General features: G+C 72.2%; 14 protein-coding genes. 8 read left to right on the top strand and 6 right to left on the bottom strand.

Annotation, left to right across the window (positions count from 1 at the left end; all coding sequences use genetic code 11):
* From ACZ6C1_RS10930 to ACZ6C1_RS10920, 3 genes are all read left to right on the top strand, one after another.
* Positions 1-1,350 (top strand): carbohydrate ABC transporter permease, encoded by a 1,350-nt coding sequence (locus ACZ6C1_RS10930; RefSeq protein ID WP_469239921.1) that lies wholly within the window; start codon positions 1-3, stop codon positions 1,348-1,350.
* The gene (locus ACZ6C1_RS10925) at positions 1,347-2,216 is read left to right on the top strand and encodes a carbohydrate ABC transporter permease (protein WP_469239919.1); all 870 of its coding nucleotides are present in this window, start codon (positions 1,347-1,349) and stop codon (positions 2,214-2,216) included. The genes ACZ6C1_RS10930 and ACZ6C1_RS10925 overlap by 4 nt, the downstream gene beginning before the upstream one ends.
* Positions 2,217-2,281: 65 nt before the next feature.
* Complete coding sequence (locus ACZ6C1_RS10920; RefSeq protein WP_469239917.1) at positions 2,282-4,513, top strand: bifunctional glycosyltransferase/CDP-glycerol:glycerophosphate glycerophosphotransferase; 2,232 nt, start codon at positions 2,282-2,284, stop codon at positions 4,511-4,513.
* Between the two features lie 42 nt (positions 4,514-4,555).
* Here the strand turns inward: ACZ6C1_RS10920 and ACZ6C1_RS10915 are convergent, their stop codons facing one another.
* Genes ACZ6C1_RS10915 through ACZ6C1_RS10895 form a run of 5 tightly spaced genes read right to left on the bottom strand, consistent with a single transcriptional unit; the run spans position 4,556 to position 11,832 of the window.
* Positions 4,556-6,199: a glycosyltransferase family 2 protein gene (locus ACZ6C1_RS10915; RefSeq protein WP_469239916.1), complete on the bottom strand. Its 1,644-nt coding sequence runs from the start codon at positions 6,197-6,199 to the stop codon at positions 4,556-4,558.
* A complete protein-coding gene (locus ACZ6C1_RS10910) occupies positions 6,196-8,433 on the bottom strand; it encodes a CDP-glycerol glycerophosphotransferase family protein (RefSeq protein WP_469239914.1) in 2,238 nt (745 codons plus the stop codon). The genes ACZ6C1_RS10915 and ACZ6C1_RS10910 overlap by 4 nt, the downstream gene beginning before the upstream one ends.
* Positions 8,434-8,467: 34 nt before the next feature.
* Positions 8,468-8,842 carry a DMT family transporter gene (locus tag ACZ6C1_RS10905; RefSeq protein ID WP_469239912.1) on the bottom strand — a complete coding sequence of 125 codons (375 nt, stop codon included), beginning with the start codon at positions 8,840-8,842 and terminating at the stop codon, positions 8,468-8,470.
* Between the two features lie 10 nt (positions 8,843-8,852).
* The gene (locus ACZ6C1_RS10900) at positions 8,853-10,397 is read right to left on the bottom strand and encodes a methyltransferase domain-containing protein (protein ID WP_469239910.1); all 1,545 of its coding nucleotides are present in this window, start codon (positions 10,395-10,397) and stop codon (positions 8,853-8,855) included.
* A 34-nt stretch (positions 10,398-10,431) separates the two neighbouring features.
* The gene (locus tag ACZ6C1_RS10895) at positions 10,432-11,832 is read right to left on the bottom strand and encodes a glycosyltransferase family 39 protein (protein WP_469239908.1); all 1,401 of its coding nucleotides are present in this window, start codon (positions 11,830-11,832) and stop codon (positions 10,432-10,434) included.
* A gap of 226 nt (positions 11,833-12,058) precedes the next feature.
* On the opposite strand from ACZ6C1_RS10895, the gene ACZ6C1_RS10890 reads away from it, so the two are divergent.
* From ACZ6C1_RS10890 to ACZ6C1_RS10875, 4 genes are all read left to right on the top strand, one after another.
* Entirely contained in the window at positions 12,059-13,129 is a 1,071-nt protein-coding gene (locus ACZ6C1_RS10890; protein ID WP_469239906.1) for a glucose-1-phosphate thymidylyltransferase, read from the top strand.
* A complete protein-coding gene (gene rfbB, locus ACZ6C1_RS10885) occupies positions 13,126-14,115 on the top strand; it encodes a dTDP-glucose 4,6-dehydratase (RefSeq protein WP_469239904.1) in 990 nt (329 codons plus the stop codon). Before ACZ6C1_RS10890 ends, rfbB begins: the two co-directional genes overlap by 4 nt.
* Positions 14,112-14,963 carry a dTDP-4-dehydrorhamnose reductase gene (gene rfbD / locus ACZ6C1_RS10880; RefSeq protein ID WP_469239902.1) on the top strand — a complete coding sequence of 284 codons (852 nt, stop codon included), beginning with the start codon at positions 14,112-14,114 and terminating at the stop codon, positions 14,961-14,963. Before rfbB ends, rfbD begins: the two co-directional genes overlap by 4 nt.
* Positions 14,964-15,063: 100 nt before the next feature.
* A complete protein-coding gene (locus tag ACZ6C1_RS10875) occupies positions 15,064-15,477 on the top strand; it encodes an ATP-binding protein (protein WP_469239900.1) in 414 nt (137 codons plus the stop codon).
* Positions 15,478-15,553: 76 nt separating this feature from the next.
* Here the strand turns inward: ACZ6C1_RS10875 and ACZ6C1_RS10870 are convergent, their stop codons facing one another.
* A complete protein-coding gene (locus ACZ6C1_RS10870) occupies positions 15,554-15,727 on the bottom strand; it encodes a CsbD family protein (RefSeq protein WP_469239898.1) in 174 nt (57 codons plus the stop codon).
* Positions 15,728-15,870: 143 nt separating this feature from the next.
* Between ACZ6C1_RS10870 and ACZ6C1_RS10865 the strand changes: the two genes are divergently transcribed.
* The gene (locus ACZ6C1_RS10865; RefSeq protein WP_064072138.1) at positions 15,871-16,041 is read left to right on the top strand and encodes a hypothetical protein; all 171 of its coding nucleotides are present in this window, start codon (positions 15,871-15,873) and stop codon (positions 16,039-16,041) included.
* Positions 16,042-16,170: the final 129 nt, after the last annotated feature.

Raw genomic sequence — 16,170 nt, 5'->3', positions numbered from 1 at the left:
GTGGCGGCGCCGTCAGCGGGGGGCGCGGCGGCCACGTCGCCGGCGCCCCCGGGTTCGCGCAAGAGCGTCACCGGCACCCGCAGGCTCGTCGCGGCCGGCTTCCTGCTGCCCGCGCTGGTGCTGCTGGGCGCGCTCGTGGTCTACCCGATCGGGTACTCGGTCCACCGGTCCTTCTTCGACCAGGCGGGCAGCGGTTTCGCCGGCCTGGACAACTACGTCGAGATCTTCACCGACGACACGATCCTCACCGCCGTCAAGAACAACGCCGTCTGGGTCGTGGTCGCGCCGACCGTCGCCACCGCCCTCGGTCTGATCTTCGCGGTTCTGACGGAGCGCGTGCGGTGGGGGACGGCGTTCAAGCTGATCGTCTTCATGCCGATGGCGATCTCGATGCTGGCCGCCGGGATCATCTTCCGGCTGGTGTACGAGCAGGACCCGGACCGCGGGGTCGCCAACGCGGTCTGGGTGGGTGTGCACGACACGTTCGCCGAGTCGGCGAGCTACCCGAAGGCGCGGCCGCTGCCGGTGCACCCGCTGCGGGCGGCGGGCGGCGGGGCGTTCCTCACCAAGGAGCCGGTACGGGCGGGCGCGCCCGCCCGGTTGCCCCTGATCGGCGTGGCGGCGCCGGACATGCCGGAGGACGCGAAGCCCGCGAAGGCCCCGGAGCCGGCCGGTGACAAGGTCACGGGGACGGCGTGGCTGGACTTCACCCGGGGCGGCGGCGGCACGTCCAACACCATCGACACCGAGGAACTGGGCCTGAAGGGCCTGAAGGTGGAGGCGGTCAAGAACGGCCGGGTCGTCGCCACGGCGACGGCGGGTGCCGACGGCACCTTCACCCTGCCCGGTGAGGCGGACGGGGCCCTCCTGCGGCTGCCCGGGAGCAACTTCCGCGAGCAGTACAACGGTGTGGACTGGCTCGGCCCGTCCCTGGTCACCCCGGCCGTCATCGGCAGTTACGTCTGGATGTGGGCGGGCTTCGCCATGGTGCTGATCGCGGCCGGCCTGGCGGCCCTTCCGCGTGAGCTGCTGGAGGCCGCCCGGGTCGACGGCGCCAGTGAGTGGCAGGTCTTCCGCCGGGTGACGGTCCCCCTGCTGGCGCCGGTCCTCGCGGTCGTCCTGGTCACCCTCATGATCAACGTTCTGAAGATCTTCGACCTCGTGTACATCATCGCGCCCGGCTCGGTCCAGGACGACGCGAACGTGCTCGCGCTGCAGCTCTACCGCTCCTCCTTCGGCACGGACGCGCACCTCGGCGTGGGCAGCGCCATCTCGGTCCTGCTCCTGCTGCTGGTGATCCCGGTGATGTTCTTCAACATCCGCCGCATCCGGAAGGAGGCCCGGCGATGAGCGGTCGGCCGAAGAAGCCCTCCGTGGCGGCTCGGGTCGCCGCCCGGACCGGTGGTGGGGTCATGCGGGTCTTCCTCGTCCTCGTCGCGCTGTTCTGGCTGATGCCGACGGTCGGGCTGCTGCTGTCCTCGCTGCGCGATCCCGCCGACATGAGCGCGAGCGGCTGGTGGACGGTGTTCACGGCGCCCGCCCAGCTCACCACCGCCAACTACGCGAGCATTCTGGAGAACGAGACCATCACCGGCTCGCTCCTCTCCACCGTGCTGATCACCGTGCCCGCGACGGTCCTCGTCGTGGTGATCGGGTCGCTCGCCGGGTACGCCTTCGCGTGGATGGAGTTCCCCGGCCGGGACTGGTGGTTCCTGGTCGTGGTCGGGCTGCTGGTGGTGCCCGTGCAGGTCGCGCTCGTGCCGGTCTCCAAGCTGTTCGGCGAGGTCGGGATCTTCGAGACGACGCTCGGTGTCGTGCTGTTCCACGTCGCGTTCGGCCTGCCGTTCGCGATCTTCCTGCTGCGCAACTTCTTCGCGGAGATCCCGCGTGAGCTGCTGGAGGCCGCCCGGCTCGACGGGGCGGGCGAGATCCGGCTGTTCACCCGGGTGGTCATGCCGCTCGGTGGCCCGGCCATCGCCTCGCTCGGCATCTTCCAGTTCCTGTGGGTGTGGAACGACATGCTGGTGGCGCTGATCTTCGCCGATTCCGAGTCGCCGCCCATCACGGTCGCGCTCCAGCAGCAGGTGCGGCAGTTCGGCAACAACGTCGACATCCTGGCGCCCGGGGCGTTCGTCTCGATGGTGATCCCGCTCGCCGTCTTCTTCGCCTTCCAGCGGCAGTTCGTCTCCGGTGTGATGGCGGGTGCGGTCAAGTGAGCTACCGGGTCCCCCGTATGCCACGGCGGGCGTAACCCGGTCGGTTCATCCGACGTTCCCGGGCCATGCCCCGGTTCAGCGTCATCGTCCCCGCGTACAAGGTCCAGGCCTATCTGCACGAGTGCCTGGAGTCGGTGCTCTCCCAGTCCTTCGAGGATCTGGAACTGATCGCCGTGGACGACTGTTCGCCCGACGGTTGCGGGGCGGTGATCGACGAGTTCGCCGCCCGCGACCGCCGGGTCGTCGCCGTCCACCTGCCCGAGAACACCGGGCTGGGGCCCGCCCGCAACGCGGGGCTCGCCCGTGCGAGCGGCGACTACGTCCTCTTCCTGGACGGTGACGACACCTTCGTACCGGGCGCCCTGCAGGCCATCGCCGACCGCCTGAAGGAGACCGGTTCGCCCGAGCTCCTGGTGTACGACTACGCCCGCGTCTACTGGTCCGGGGAGACCGTGCGCCACGAGTTCCGCAGTCACCTCACCCAGGCCGGGCCGGCGCCGTTCCCGCTGACCGAGCGGCCGGGGCTGCTGAAGGTCCTGATGGTGGTGTGGAACAAGGCGTACAAGCGGGAGTTCCTGGAGCGTGAGGGGTTCGCCTTCCCGCCCGGCTTCTACGAGGACACCCCCTGGACTTACCCGGCGTTGATGGCCGCCGAGTCGATCGCCACGCTCGACCGGGTCTGCGTCCACTACCGCCAGCGCCGCACCGGGTCCATCCTGCGCACCACCAGCCCCCGGCACTTCGACCTGTTCGAGCAGTACGAGCGGGTCTTCGCGTTCATCGACGCCCGCCCCGAGCTGGCGCGCTGGCGGCCGGTGCTGTTCCGGCGCATGGCCGACCACTTCACGTCCGTGTTCTCCGCCCAGGGCCGTCTCCCGCGCGGCACCCGCGCCGATTTCTTCCGCCGCGCCCGCCGCCACTACAGCCGCTTCCGCACGCGGGGCGCCACGCCCAAGTTCACCACCCGGCTGCGGCACGCCCTGGTGCGGCTGGGCAGCCACCGGACGTACCGGGCGGTCATGACCGCCCGGGCGCTCAAGAAGCGGGCCGGGCGGTACGCGTCGACGGCCGCGCGGGCCCTGCGCGGCGCGCTGCTCCAGCTCCACTACCGGATCCAGCTCTGCCTGCCGGTGCGCGAGGACCGTGCCGTGTTCGCCGCCTACTGGAACCGGGGTTACGCGTGCAGCCCGGCCGCCGTCGAGGAGCGGGTGCGCGAACTGGCCCCGCACGTGCGCACCGCCTGGGTCTGCGGGCCCGAGCACTTCCACACCGTGCCGACCGGGACACGCAGGATCCGCCCGGGGTCGGCCGCGTACTGGACGGCGCTGGCCCGCTCCAAGTACCTGGTCAACAACGTCAACTTCGACCGGCGGCTGGTCAAGCGGCGCGGCCAGCTGCTGATCCAGACCCAGCACGGCACGCCGCTCAAGCACATGGGCCTGGACCTCCAGTACCGGCCGGCGGCCGGGCGGGGCATGGATTTCCCGCAGCTCCTGCGCAACATCGACAAGTGGGACGCCGTGGTGTCCGCCAACCGTCACTCCAGCCTGGTGTGGGAGCGGGTCTACCCGGCCGCCTACCGCACCCTGGAGTTCGGCTCACCGCGCAATGACGTCTTCCAGCGGGCGACCGCCTCCGACGTCGCCCTGCTGCGCGAGTCGCTGCGCATCCCCGAGGGCCACACGGCGATCCTGTACGCCCCCACGCACCGCGACTACGTGCGCCCGCAGCCGCACCTGCTCGACCTGGAGCGGCTGGTGCTGGCGCTCGGTCCCCGGTTCGTGGTCCTGGCCCGTCCCCACCCCACCTACGGCTCGCCCTTCGCCGCGGCGGACAACCCCAGGATCATCGACGTGTCGGGGCACCCCTCGGTCGAGGCGCTGTGCCTGGCGTCGGACGTGCTGGTGACGGACTACTCGTCGCTGATGTTCGACTACGCGGGCCTCGACCGGCCCATCGTGGTGCACACCGAGGACTGGGAGGCGTACGACGCCGCCCGCGGCACCTACTTCGACCTGCGGGCCTTCCCGCCGGGCGCGGTCGCCCGCACCGAGGACGAGCTGATCGACATCTTCGTCACCGGTCACTGGCGCGGATCGCGCTCGGCGCAGCTGCGGGCCGCGTTCCATGCGCGCTTCTGCCCGTACGACGACGGGTACGCGGCCGAGCGCGTGGTGCGGCACCTGTTCCTGGGCGAGGACCCGGCCGCTCTGCCGCCCGTGATCCCGCTGGAGGACCGCCGCCCGGCCCCGTCGATGGGCGGGGCCGGGGCGGTGCTGTTCCCGGCACCCCGCTAGCGGCCGCGGCGGCCGGGGCCGCGGTCCCGTTCTCCCGCCGCGCTAGCGGGTGCCGAGCAGCGCCTTGGCGGCCCGCCTCACCGGCCCGCGCTGCACCACGGGCCCGAACAGCCGGCCCACCACTCCCCCGGGCCGCCAGCGCAGTTGCAGCCGCCCCGCGTCCCGCCCCTCCGGTTCGACCGTGACGCGGTGCCGGCCCGCGCCGGCCACCTCGAACGGCGTGAGGTCCAGGGGCGCGAGCAGGATCCCGGTGTTGCCCGTGCGCCCGTCGGTGACCTCCAGTACCGGGTGCCGCACGCCCCGGAAGCCGTGCACGGGCAGCGGCGCGGCGGCCACGTCGAGCCGTACGGCGCCCTCGAAGACGCCCCGCCCCGCCGGGTCCATCCGCAGCGGCACGGTCAGCCGCCGCCCCGCGGGCGAGACGTGCAGGCGCGCCGGCAGCGGGGCGAGCGGAAGGCGCCGCCCCGGGTCGTAGGTGCGCAGGCGCAGCTCCACGGCGCCGTCGTCGCCGCGCCCCACCCGGGTGATCTCGTGCCGGAACCGGGCGGAGCCGAAGGGGCACCCGGCCAGGTCCAGCTCCGTCAGGTCGAGGTCGGCCCGCCCGGCCTCCGTCCGGGGCAGCTCCCTCCCCCAGTACGTACGCCCCCGCCCGTCGCGCACCGTCCGGCGCGGTCCGACGCCGTGTGCCAGGCCCCGCGCGGCCAGCCGGGCCTCCTCGTGGCGTCCCTCCCGCAGCAGCCCCACCACGACCCGGTCGTCACGCCGCATCCGCCGGAAGGCGGCGGGGGACAGCCCGTCCAGGTACGGCAGGACCTCCGCCGCGAACTCCTCGACCCACGCCGGTTCCCGGTGCGGCAGGTCACCGGCGTACAGGCGCAGGTCATGGGAGAGGAACTTGTGGTCCTTCTCCTCCCGTACCGCGTCCGGCACTCCCTGTGCGGCCAGGAAGTCGTCGATCAGCCGTGCGATGGCGACCCGGTCGCGGACGTTGGAGATCAGGTGGCGCCGGTTGGAGATGGTCGCCGTCTCCGCGGAGGCGTACGGGGCGATGTACCAGCGGTAGACCGGTTCGGTGAGGACGGTGAAGGCGCGGGCGAGGGTGTAGGCCTGGGCGGAGAAGAGCTGGTCCTCGTAGTGGAGGCCCTCGGGGAAGCGCAGGGCGTGCCGGTCCAGGAACTCCTTGCGGTACATCTTGTTGGTCGACAGCGGTTCGAACAGCAGCCGTGGTTCGTCCGCGATGCCCCGGACCGTCCGGCGCCGGGCGAACAGGTGCGCCATCCAGGGTGAGACGTCCCCGGTGTCGGTGCGCACCCGCTCGACCGCCCCCATCGTGAAGTCGACGTCGGCCTCCGCGTGGGCGGCGAGCAGCAGTTCACAGGCGCGCGGCGGGAGTTCGTCGTCGCTGTCGAGGAACATCAGGAACGGCGCGCGGGCGGTTTCCAGCGCCCGGTTGCGGGGCGCGCCGCAGCCGCCGCTGTTGCGCTCCAGCCTGATCACCCGGATGCGCGCGTCCTGGGCTGCCAGGTCGGAGGCGACCTGCGGGGTGGCGTCGGTGGAGTGGTCGTCGCTGATGACGATCTCGATGTCGCGGTGGGTCTGGGCGCGTACGGAGGCGATGGCGCGCGGCAGCCGTTCGGCGTCGTTGTGGACGATGACGGTGACGGTCACGTCGGGGAGGTCGGTCATCGGCGGGTGGCCTCCTCGGGTGTGGGGGCGGGGGTGCGCCGCTCCAGCGGCAGGACGGGCGGCAGGCTCTCCTCGCCCTCGCCGAGGAAGACCCGGCGTACGACCCGCTCGGCGGCGCGTCCGTCGTCGTACTCGCAGAACCGCAGCCGGAAGTCGTGGCGCTGTTTCGCCGCCGCCTCGTCGCACCAGGTGCCGTCCCGAAGGACCTCGGTGAGTTCGGCCTGGCTGCGGGTGACGTGTCCGGGGGGTTCGGCGGTGATATCGAAGTAGACGCCGCGGGTGGCGGTGTAGGTCTCCCAGTCGTCGGTGTGCAGGACGATGGGGCGGTCGAGGTTGGCGTAGTCGAACATGATCGACGAGTAGTCGGTGATGAGCGCGTCGGCGGCCAGGGCGAGTTCCTCGACGGGGTCGTAGCCGGTGACGTCGAGGACGCGGTCGTGGCGCGGGCCGGGCAGCCGGTCGTGGAAGTAGTGGCCGCGTACGAGCAGGACGGTGTCGTCCCCGAGGTCGTCGGCGAGCCGGGGCAGGTCGAGGCGGGGTGTCCAGCGGGCCCTGGGCTGGTGGTCGCGGTGGGTGGGGGCGTACAGCAGGGCGCGGCGGCCGGGTTCGATCCCGAGCTTGGCGCGGGCGGTGCGGACGTCGGCGGCGGTGGCGCGGTAGTGGATGTCGTTGCGGGGATAGCCGTAGTCGAGGGACCGGTAGCCGGCGGGGTAGGCGCGCTCCCAGGTCTCGGTGGAGTGGCTGTTGGAGGACAGGCTGTAGTCCCAGCGGTCGACGCGTTCCAGCAGGGCTTCGAGGTTGAGGCCCTGGGCTGCGGCCGGGTGGTCGCGCTGGTCGACGCCCATGCGTTTGAGGGGGGTGCCGTGGTGCGTCTGGAGGTGGACGGTTCCGGGGCGTTTGACGACCCCGTTGGGGAAGTTGACGTTGTTGACGAGGTACTTGGCGCGGGCGAGGACGTCCCAGTAGCGGGGCGTGCCGGGGGCGACGTGGTCGGTGCCGGGGGGCAGCAGCGGGACGCGGTCGGGGTCGACGATCCACACCTGGTGGATGTCGGGGGCCAGTTCGGCGAGCTCGGCGGCGATGGCGGCCGGGTTGCAGTGGACGCCGCGCCCCCAGTACGCGGAGAAGACGGCCAGATCTTGGTCGATGCCGCGGCGCAGCCTGCTGCGGTAGCGGTGGCGGGTGCGGGCGGCTGTGATCCGCTCGGCGCGCGTGGCGGCGACGGCCTGGGCGGCGCGCCGCTTGTCGTTGGCGATGCGCAGCAGCCGGTAGCCGAGGTGGGCGCCCCGGCCGAGGAGGGCGTGGCGCACTCCGTCGAGGCCGCCGGGCCGGTGGTGACCCTCGGGGCGGAAGCGGGCGGTGTGACGGGCGGCGCGCCGGAAGTACTCGGTGAGCAGCGCGGGCGGCAGTTCGTCGCGGCGGGCGAGGGTGGCCAGGTAGTCGCCGACCATCCGGTCGTAGAGCCTGGTGCGCAGGGCGGTGGGCGCGGCGGCGGCGTGGGCGAGCTGGTGGAGGCGTTCGTACTGGCCGAAGGCGGCGAAGTGCTGTTCGGGTCCGGCCGCCCGCCGCTGGCTGGGGCGGTCCTTGTGGCGGACGAGGCCGACGGCGGTCGTGGTGGTGATCCGCCGGGCGAGGAGGAGGACGGCGTACGAGAGGTAGAGCTCGTCGTGTCCTTCGGTGCCGATCAGTTCGGGGTGCTCGGCCAGGAGCCGGGCGTTGATGAGGCGGTTGCCGAGGAGGGGCGCGATGTCGAGGAGGGCGGGGCGGTCGGCGAGGGTGAGGGGGTCGGGGTTGCCGGTCCCGTCGAGGAGGTCGGTGGAGCCGCTGGGGACGGCGTCGTCCCACCAGTGGGCGTGGTGGTGGTCCAGGAGCAGGACGTCCGGTGCTTCGCGGACGTCGTGGTGGGCGTCGAGGCGGGCGGTGAGCGCGGCCGCGGCGCCGTCGGGCAGCCGGTCGGTGGCGGGGTGGAGGAACTGCAGGTACGTCCCGGTCGCGGCGCGGGCGGCGGCGGCCCGGGCGGTGGCGGCCGGGGCGCCCGGGGCGACGGGCACGACGGTGACGCGCGGGTCGCGCACCTCGTGGAACGCGGCGAGCGCCCGTGCGGGGCCGTCGGTGTGGGGGACGGTGACGACGATGTCGAGGTCGGGCGGCGTCTGGGTGGTGACGCTGTCCAGGCAGGTGCGGAGCCGGCCGTGGGGCGCGTGGCCGGACACGATGACGCTGAGTGCGGGCATGGGCGTTCGGTCCTTCTGAAGCTTCCGAGGTGGATCAGTTCCGTTGTCCGAGGAAGACCGTCACCAGGCCGATCACCACCAGCAGCGAGCCGGCCCAGGTCCACACCGAGGTCCGCTCGTGCAGGAGCGTGGAGCCGGCCAGCACGATCAGCAGATAGCCGAGGGCGTTGAAGGGGTACGCGATGGACAGCGGTACCCGGGCGAGGGTGGTCATCCAGGCGACGGCGGAGAGGGCGAAGACGGCGAGGCCCAGCACCACCCAGGGGGTGGTCGCGGCGCGTACGGCCAGGGAGCCGCCGGCCTTCTCGGCGGCGGTGGCGGCGGCCGCCATGCCGTGCTTGAGCATGATCTGGCCGGCCGCGGAGGAGAACACCGCGAACAGCAGCAGCGTCAGGCTGGGCAGGGTCAACGTCCGCCTCTCACACGCCGACGCGGTGGGTGGAGGAGTCCACCGGGACGAACTGACGGTTGAGGATGTCCTGGACATCGATGTGCTCCCCAGCGATGATCGTCCGCGCCGCATGCGGGGTGAGCAGTGCGACGTACTGGTAGCCGAAGAGGGTGGGCCGGAGACGGGTCAGCAGTTTCGACACCCTGCCGAGCGCCCTGGACACCGGTCCGCCGCCGAGCACGGACCAGAAGGGCGCCCCGGTGGCACCGATGGACAGCACGTCGTACCCGGCGGCGCGCACGGTGCGGCGGAGGCTGGCGCGGCTGAAGAACCGCAGGTGCGTCTCGTCGAGGATGCCGCGCCGGTCGTAGTCGAAGATGCCGAGCACGACGCGCAGCCGCGAGTACCAGTGGCCGAAGTTCGGTACGGACAGAAGGACGTGGCCGTCGGGGCGCAGCACGCGGCGCAGTTCGGAGAGGAGGCGTTCGGGGCGGGAGAGGTGCTCGATGACGTCACCCGCGACGACGTAGTCGTACCCCTCGCCGATGCCCTCGGGCAGTCCTTCCTCCAGGTCGGCGAGGAAGAAGCCGCCGGAGCATTTCTGCGTCACGCCCTCCACCTCGACGCAGTCGACGCCGGTGACGGTGTGGCCGAGGGCCTCCAGGCGTTCGGCGAACGCGCCGCCGGAGCAGCCGACGTCGAGGACCCGGCCGGGCGGCAGGTCGCGCATCCGGTCGAGGATGACGGCGTGCGAGGAGCCGTCACCCTCCTTGAAGGGGTACTCGACGGGCTTGGGGATCCACCCGCACGTCCCGAACCCCTTCTTGGCCAGCCGGTATTCGAGGACGTCCTTGACGACGTCCTTGGCGTAGCGCATGCCGTTGACGTAGCAGATCTCGTCGCCGTAGTAGGTGGGGATGGGGATCTCGCGGATGCGCATGCCGGCGTCGGCCATCTGCACGATGATCTGGGTGTCGAAGTCGAAGGCGTCGGTGTTGCGCTCGATGGGCAGGCGGCGCAGGGCATCCACCGTGTAGGCCCGGTAGCCGGAGTGGAACTCGGTCAGCTCCGAGCCGAGCAGCGCGTTCTCCAGGCGGGTCAGGACGCGGTTGCCGAGCCACTTGTACAGCGGCATGCCGCCGCGGAGGGCGTCGCGGGGCCGCATCATCCGTGATCCGAACACGGCTTCGCACTCGCCGCGTTCGAGGGGCTCGACCATCTGGGGCAGCAGTTCGGGGGCGTACTGCCCGTCGCCGTGCAGGAGGACGACGATGTCCAGCCCCCGCTCGGCGGCGAGGGCGTACCCGGCCTTCTGGTTTCCGCCGTAGCCGAGGTTCTTGGTGTGCCGCATGACGACGGTCGGCGGCATCCCGTCGAGCTGGGACCAGCGGCAGCCGGCGGTGAACGTCGCGTCGTGGCTGGCGTCGTCGAGGATCAGGATCTCGGCGATCCTCGGCCGGAAGTCGGCGGGGATCCGGTCGAGGGTCTTCTCCAGCGTCGCTTCCGCGTTGTACGCCACCACCAGGATCCCGATCCTGGGGCTGCTGCTTCGGCTGCTCTGGCCTTCCGTCACGGGCTTCTCCACTCTCGCGGGGGTTCGGGGCGGGTCAGTCGGCGGGGGAAGCGGGAACGCCCGCGTCACCGGGCGCCGCCCCCGTGGTGCCCTCGGCGGGGGCGCCCGCGACCGGGGCGGCCGGCCCGGTGGGCGCGGGGGCGGGCCGTGTGGCGGGGGCGGGGCCGACCGGTCCGGGGTCGGGTGTGCGGGCACCGGGCGAGCCGGTGGACGCGCCGGGCACCCGGCCGGGGGCTGCGGGGGCTCGGCGTGCCGGGGGGAGCGGCGTCGGCGGGGCGGGGCGGCGGCGGGTGGCCAGGGCCCCGTGGAGGGCGGAGGCGACGCACAGGGCGAGCACCGCCCAGCCCAGGGCGCCGAAGGCCATCTCCGTGTCCGTCCAGTGCACCGGGCGCTGCCCGGAGTAGACCGAGGCGGCGACGGAGCCGACGACGATCCCGTACGCCGTCCCCTGCCACAGGCCGACGACGAACAGCCCGGCCGCCGGCCACGCCAGGTACTGGACGCCCGAGGCGGTGCTCAGCAACAGCAGCAGTCCGAGCGTGGTGGCCACGGCCAGTGGCGTGTCGGCCGGACGCCGCCACGCCAGCCGGACGCCCACAGCCATGATCGCGGCGACGATCAGGAAGTGGCCGTCACCGCGCAGGAGCTGGACGTACGGCTCGGGGACGTCCGCCCAGCGGGCGAAGCGGACGATGCCCCAGAAGCTGAAGTTGCCGCCCGCGTACTCCAGGACGTTCGCCTTCAGCCCGCCGGGCACGGTGGCGACGACCGGCCCCCACACGGTGAGGAACAGCGCGGTGAACCCGGCCGTGAACCGCAGCAGGGCGGGGCGGCCCCCGGTGCGCCAGGCGGCTGCGAAGAGCAGCGGTACGGCGACGACCGGGATGAGTTTGACGCTGACGCACAGCACCGCCGCGACCCCGGCCGCCACCGGCCTGCCCCGGTCGACGAGCAGGTACGCGGCGGCGAACGCGAACATCACGGCGACCGAGTCGGTGTTGCCGTGGTAGCCGGAGGTGGCGACGAGCACCGGGCACAGCGCCGCGCCCGTCGCACAGAGCACCGCCGTACGCAGCCGGGCCGCCCGCCGGCGCACGATCGCGAAGACCAGCAGCACGGTGAGGAAGTCGGCGAGACACGCGGGGAAGCGGATCAGGGGCCGCCAGGGCACGCCCTGCTGGGCGAGCCACTCCAGCCCCAGCAGCATCCAGCTCGCCAGCGGCGGGTGGTTGTAGACCGGCAGCCACGGCATCTGCTCCGCGTAGATGCGTACCGGGTCCGTCCGGGCGATGGCCCGTGCGAAACCCCAGAAGAACCGCACATCGGCGGGCCCGCGCGTGTTCGCCGCGAGTGCCATTTTCGACACGAACGCGACCCCCGCGACGGCGATGACGACGATCCGGGCTTTCCGTACGTCCCGGGACAGAGACGACATTCGGACGTTCATGGTTGTCGAACGTAGCAATACCGACCACACCTAGCGAAGCACCGATTAACACACTTAAGCCACAGCGAAGTTCACTGGGTGGGCGTTATAGCGCCGGAACGGATTTACGGAATCACACGTATGGCCCACGAAGGCACGTAATTCGTGGCGCTCAACTCTCGTTCACAACCTGCACCTTGTCCCCGTCAGCCGAGGCAGACAGGCAGGCAGTGAAGTGAAAGCACTCGTACTCTCCGGGGGCGCCGGCACCCGGCTGCGCCCCATTACGCACACCTCCGCCAAACAGCTCGTCCCGGTGGCCAACAAACCGGTGCTCTTCTACGGACTCGAATCGATCGCCGCCGCCGGAATCCGCGAGGTCGGCCTCATCGTCGCCCCCGACACCGCCGAGGAGATCCGGGCGGCCGTGGGCGACGGGACGCGCTTCGGCCTCGTCGTCACGTACATCCCCCAGCACGCCCCGCTCGGACTCGCCCACGCCGTGCTGATCGCCCGGGAGTTCCTCGGCGACGACGACTTCGTGATGTACCTCGGGGACAATTTCATCGTCGGCGGGATCACCGACCTGGTCGAGGAATTCCGCGCCGCCCGCCCCGCCGCCAGCATCCTGCTCACCAAGGTGCCCGACCCGCGCGCCTTCGGGGTCGCCGAGCTCGACGTCGACGGGCGGGTGGCCCGCCTGGAGGAGAAGCCCGGGAACCCCCGCAGCGACCTGGCGCTCGTCGGGGTCTACCTGTTCACGCCCGCCGTGCACGAGGCGGTGCGCTCCATCGAGCCGTCCGCGCGCGGCGAACTGGAGATCACCGACGCCATCCAGTGGCTCATCGACGAGCGGCGCACCGTCACCTCGACCGTGGTCTCCGGCTACTGGAAGGACACCGGCAACGTGGCGGACATGCTGGAGGTGAACCGTTCCGTCCTGGAGCTCCTCACCCCGCGCAACGAGGGAACCGTCGACACCGCCACCGAGATCATCGGCCGCGTCCGCATCGGCGGGGGCGCGACCGTGCGCGGCTCGCGGATCGTCGGCCCGGTCATCATCGGCGCGGGCACGGTCGTGGAGAACTCCTACATCGGCCCGTCCACCTCCATCGCGGAGAACTGCCGCGTCACGGACAGCGAGATCGAGTACTCCATCGTGCTCAGCGGCTCGTCCCTGCACGGCGTGGGGCGTGTCGAGGCGTCCCTCATCGGCCGTAACGTCGAAATCACCCCCGCCCCGCCCATCCCGGCCGCCCACCGCCTGGTGCTCGGCGATCACAGCAAGGTGCAGATCTCGGCATGAACAGCGCCCCTCGTGTCCTGGTGACCGGCGGAGCCGGCTTCATCGGCTCGACCTACGTCCGTACGCTGCTGGGGCCCTCGGGGCCCGGCGGCACGGAAGTCACCGTCCTGGACAAGCTCACCTACGCGGGCAGCCCCGCGAACCTGGACCCGGTGCGGAGCCACCCCGGCTTCGCGTTCGTCCACGGTGACGTCTGCGACCGGGAACTGGTCGACAAACTGGTCTCCGAGCACGACCAGATCGTCCACTTCGCCGCCGAGTCGCACGTCGACCGCTCGATCGCCGGCGCCGACGCCTTCGTGCGCACCAATGTGCTGGGCACGCAGACCCTGCTGGACGCGGCCGTGCGGAACCGTATCTCCACCGTCGTCCAGATCTCCACGGACGAGGTGTACGGGTCGATCGACGCGGGCTCCTGGACCGAGGAGCAGCCGCTGCGGCCCAACTCCCCCTACGCCGCGACCAAGGCGTCCGCCGACCTGATCGCCCTGTCCTACCACCGCACGCACGGCCTGGACGTGCGTGTGACGCGCTGCTCCAACAACTACGGCCCCCACCAGTTCCCCGAGAAGGTCGTCCCCCTGTTCATCACCCGGCTGCTGGACGGCGGCCGGGTGCCGCTGTACGGGGACGGCTCCCACGTCCGGGACTGGCTGCACGTCGACGACCACGTACGGGCCGTCGAACTCGTCCGCACCCGGGGCCGGGCGGGCGAGGTCTACCACATCGGCGGCGGTACGGAGCTGTCCAACCGTGAGCTCACCGGCGCGCTGCTCGACGCCTGCGGTGCCGACTGGTCGCGGGTGGACCACGTCGAGGACCGCAAGGGCCACGACCGGCGCTACTCGGTGGACTGGACGAAGATCCGCGACGAGCTGGGCTACCGGCCGGGCCGGGACTTCACGACGGGGCTGGCGGAGACGGTCGCCTGGTACGAGGCCAACCGGTCCTGGTGGCATCCCCTGCTGGACCGGGCGGCGCTGTGACCTGGGTCGTGACGGGCGCCGGGGGGATGCTGGGGCGGGACGTGCTGCGGTGCGCGGGGAACGGCACGATCGGCCTGACCCGGCGGGAGCTGGACGTGACGGACCGGGAGGCCGTCCGGGCCGCGCTGCGGGCACTGCGCCCCCGCGTGGTCGTCAACTGCGCCGCCTGGACGGCGGTGGACGACGCCGAGACCCGCGAGGACGACGCCCTGGCGGTCAACGGAACGGCCGTGCGGCACCTCGCGGAGGCGTGCGCCGAGGCGGGCTGCGCCCTGGTGCACGTCTCGACCGACTACGTTTTCGACGGCCACGCGCGCGTGCCGTACGCCGAGGGCGCGGTGCCCGGCCCGCGCACCGCGTACGGGCGCACCAAACTGGCGGGCGAGCGGGCGGTCCTGGAAGTCCTCCCCGAGCGGGGGTACGTGGTGCGGACGGCGTGGCTGTACGGGACGGGCGGCGGCAACTTCGTACGGACGATGATGCGGCTGGAGGCTTCCCGCGACACGGTGGACGTCGTCGACGACCAGCGCGGCCAGCCCACCTGGAGCGCCGACGTGGCCGGCCGGCTGGTCCGGCTCGTGGGCGCGCCCCCGGGCGTCTACCACGCCACGAACAGCGGGGACGGCACCTGGTACGACCTCGCCCGGGAGACCTTCCGCCTCCTGGGGGCCGACCCCGCGCGCGTCCGCCCGGCCACGAGCGCCTCCTTTCCCCGCCCGGCGCCGCGCCCGGCGTACAGCGTGCTCGGCCACGCCCGCTGGCGCGAGGCGGACCTGCCGCCGCTGCGCGACTGGCGCGAGGCACTGCCGGAGGCGCTCCCCGGGCTGCGGGCGGCCGCGTCCGGCTGAGGCCCGCGCGGCCCGGTCATCGGCGGCCCGGCGGCGGACCGTTGCCTTCCCGCTCCGGGGGTACACGGGGGTGGCAGGTGCCGGACGGAAAGGAGACACGATGGCCGACTCGTCGATGAGGGCCGTGGGCTGGGCACGGTGCTTCCCCGTGTCGGGTGGCGTACGGGCAGGGCGCCTCTGGGCACGTGAGCACCTGGAGTCGCTGGGGTGGACCGAGGAGTCCCCCGAAACGGTGGACGACGTCCTGCTCACGGTGTCGGAGCTGATCACCAACGCCCACGTGCACGCCCACAGTTCCGCGCAACTGGTCCTGACCTGGGACAGCCGCTGTCTGCACGTCAGCGTTCACGACGAGGACGGCAGCGGGGTGCCGGCCCCGCGCACCCCCGACACCACGTCACCGGGCGGCCGGGGCCTCGCACTCGTGGACGCGGTGTCGGACCACTGGCACGCGCACGCCCAGGAGCACGGCAAGACCATCACCGCCTGTTTCACCCCGGCCGGGGCCACCTGAAGCAGGAAAATGGCCCGCCCCCGGAAGGGGCGGGCCATTTCTCCATGGCCTTCGATCGGCGACGGATCGGCTGAAATCAGCGGCGGAAGGCGTCCTTCGCGTTCTCCTTCGCCTGCCGCAGATCGCCCTTGGACTGCTCCGCGCGACCTTCGGCTTCCATGCGCTCGTTACCCGTGGCGCGCCCGAGCGTCTCCTTGACCTTGCCCTTCGCCTTTTCGGTCCGGGCCTGCGCCTTCTCGTCGGCTGCCATCGGAATCACACTCCCACACTGTCGACTACGGGATCGGATTGTCGTCTTGCCGAAATCCCGCAGAACAAACCCGGGAAGAAAATCGATTCCTGTCGTGTGATCTTCTTTATGCCGGGCACAAGCTGCCTCGGAGGTTGATAATCATGGTCCCGCTTCTTCTCGTTCTTCTTCTCGCCCTGATTCTCTTCGGCGCGGGTTTCGCCCTGAAGGTGCTCTGGTGGGTGGCCGCCATCGTGCTGGTCGTCTGGCTGGTCGGCTTCCTGGTCCGCCCGGCCGGTCACGGTGGCGCACGGGGCCGCTGGTATCGCTGGTAGCCCGCACGGACACTGACGTCCCGTCACCGCCGAGGGGGGGGGGGGGGGGGGGGGGGGGGGGGGGGGGGGGGGGGGGGGGGGGGGGGGGGGGGGGGGGGGGGGGGGGGGGGGGGGGGGGGGGGGGGGGGG

The organism is Streptomyces sp. NPDC041796, from assembly GCF_055590785.1.
This window is presented reverse-complemented; position numbering and strand designations above follow the sequence as displayed.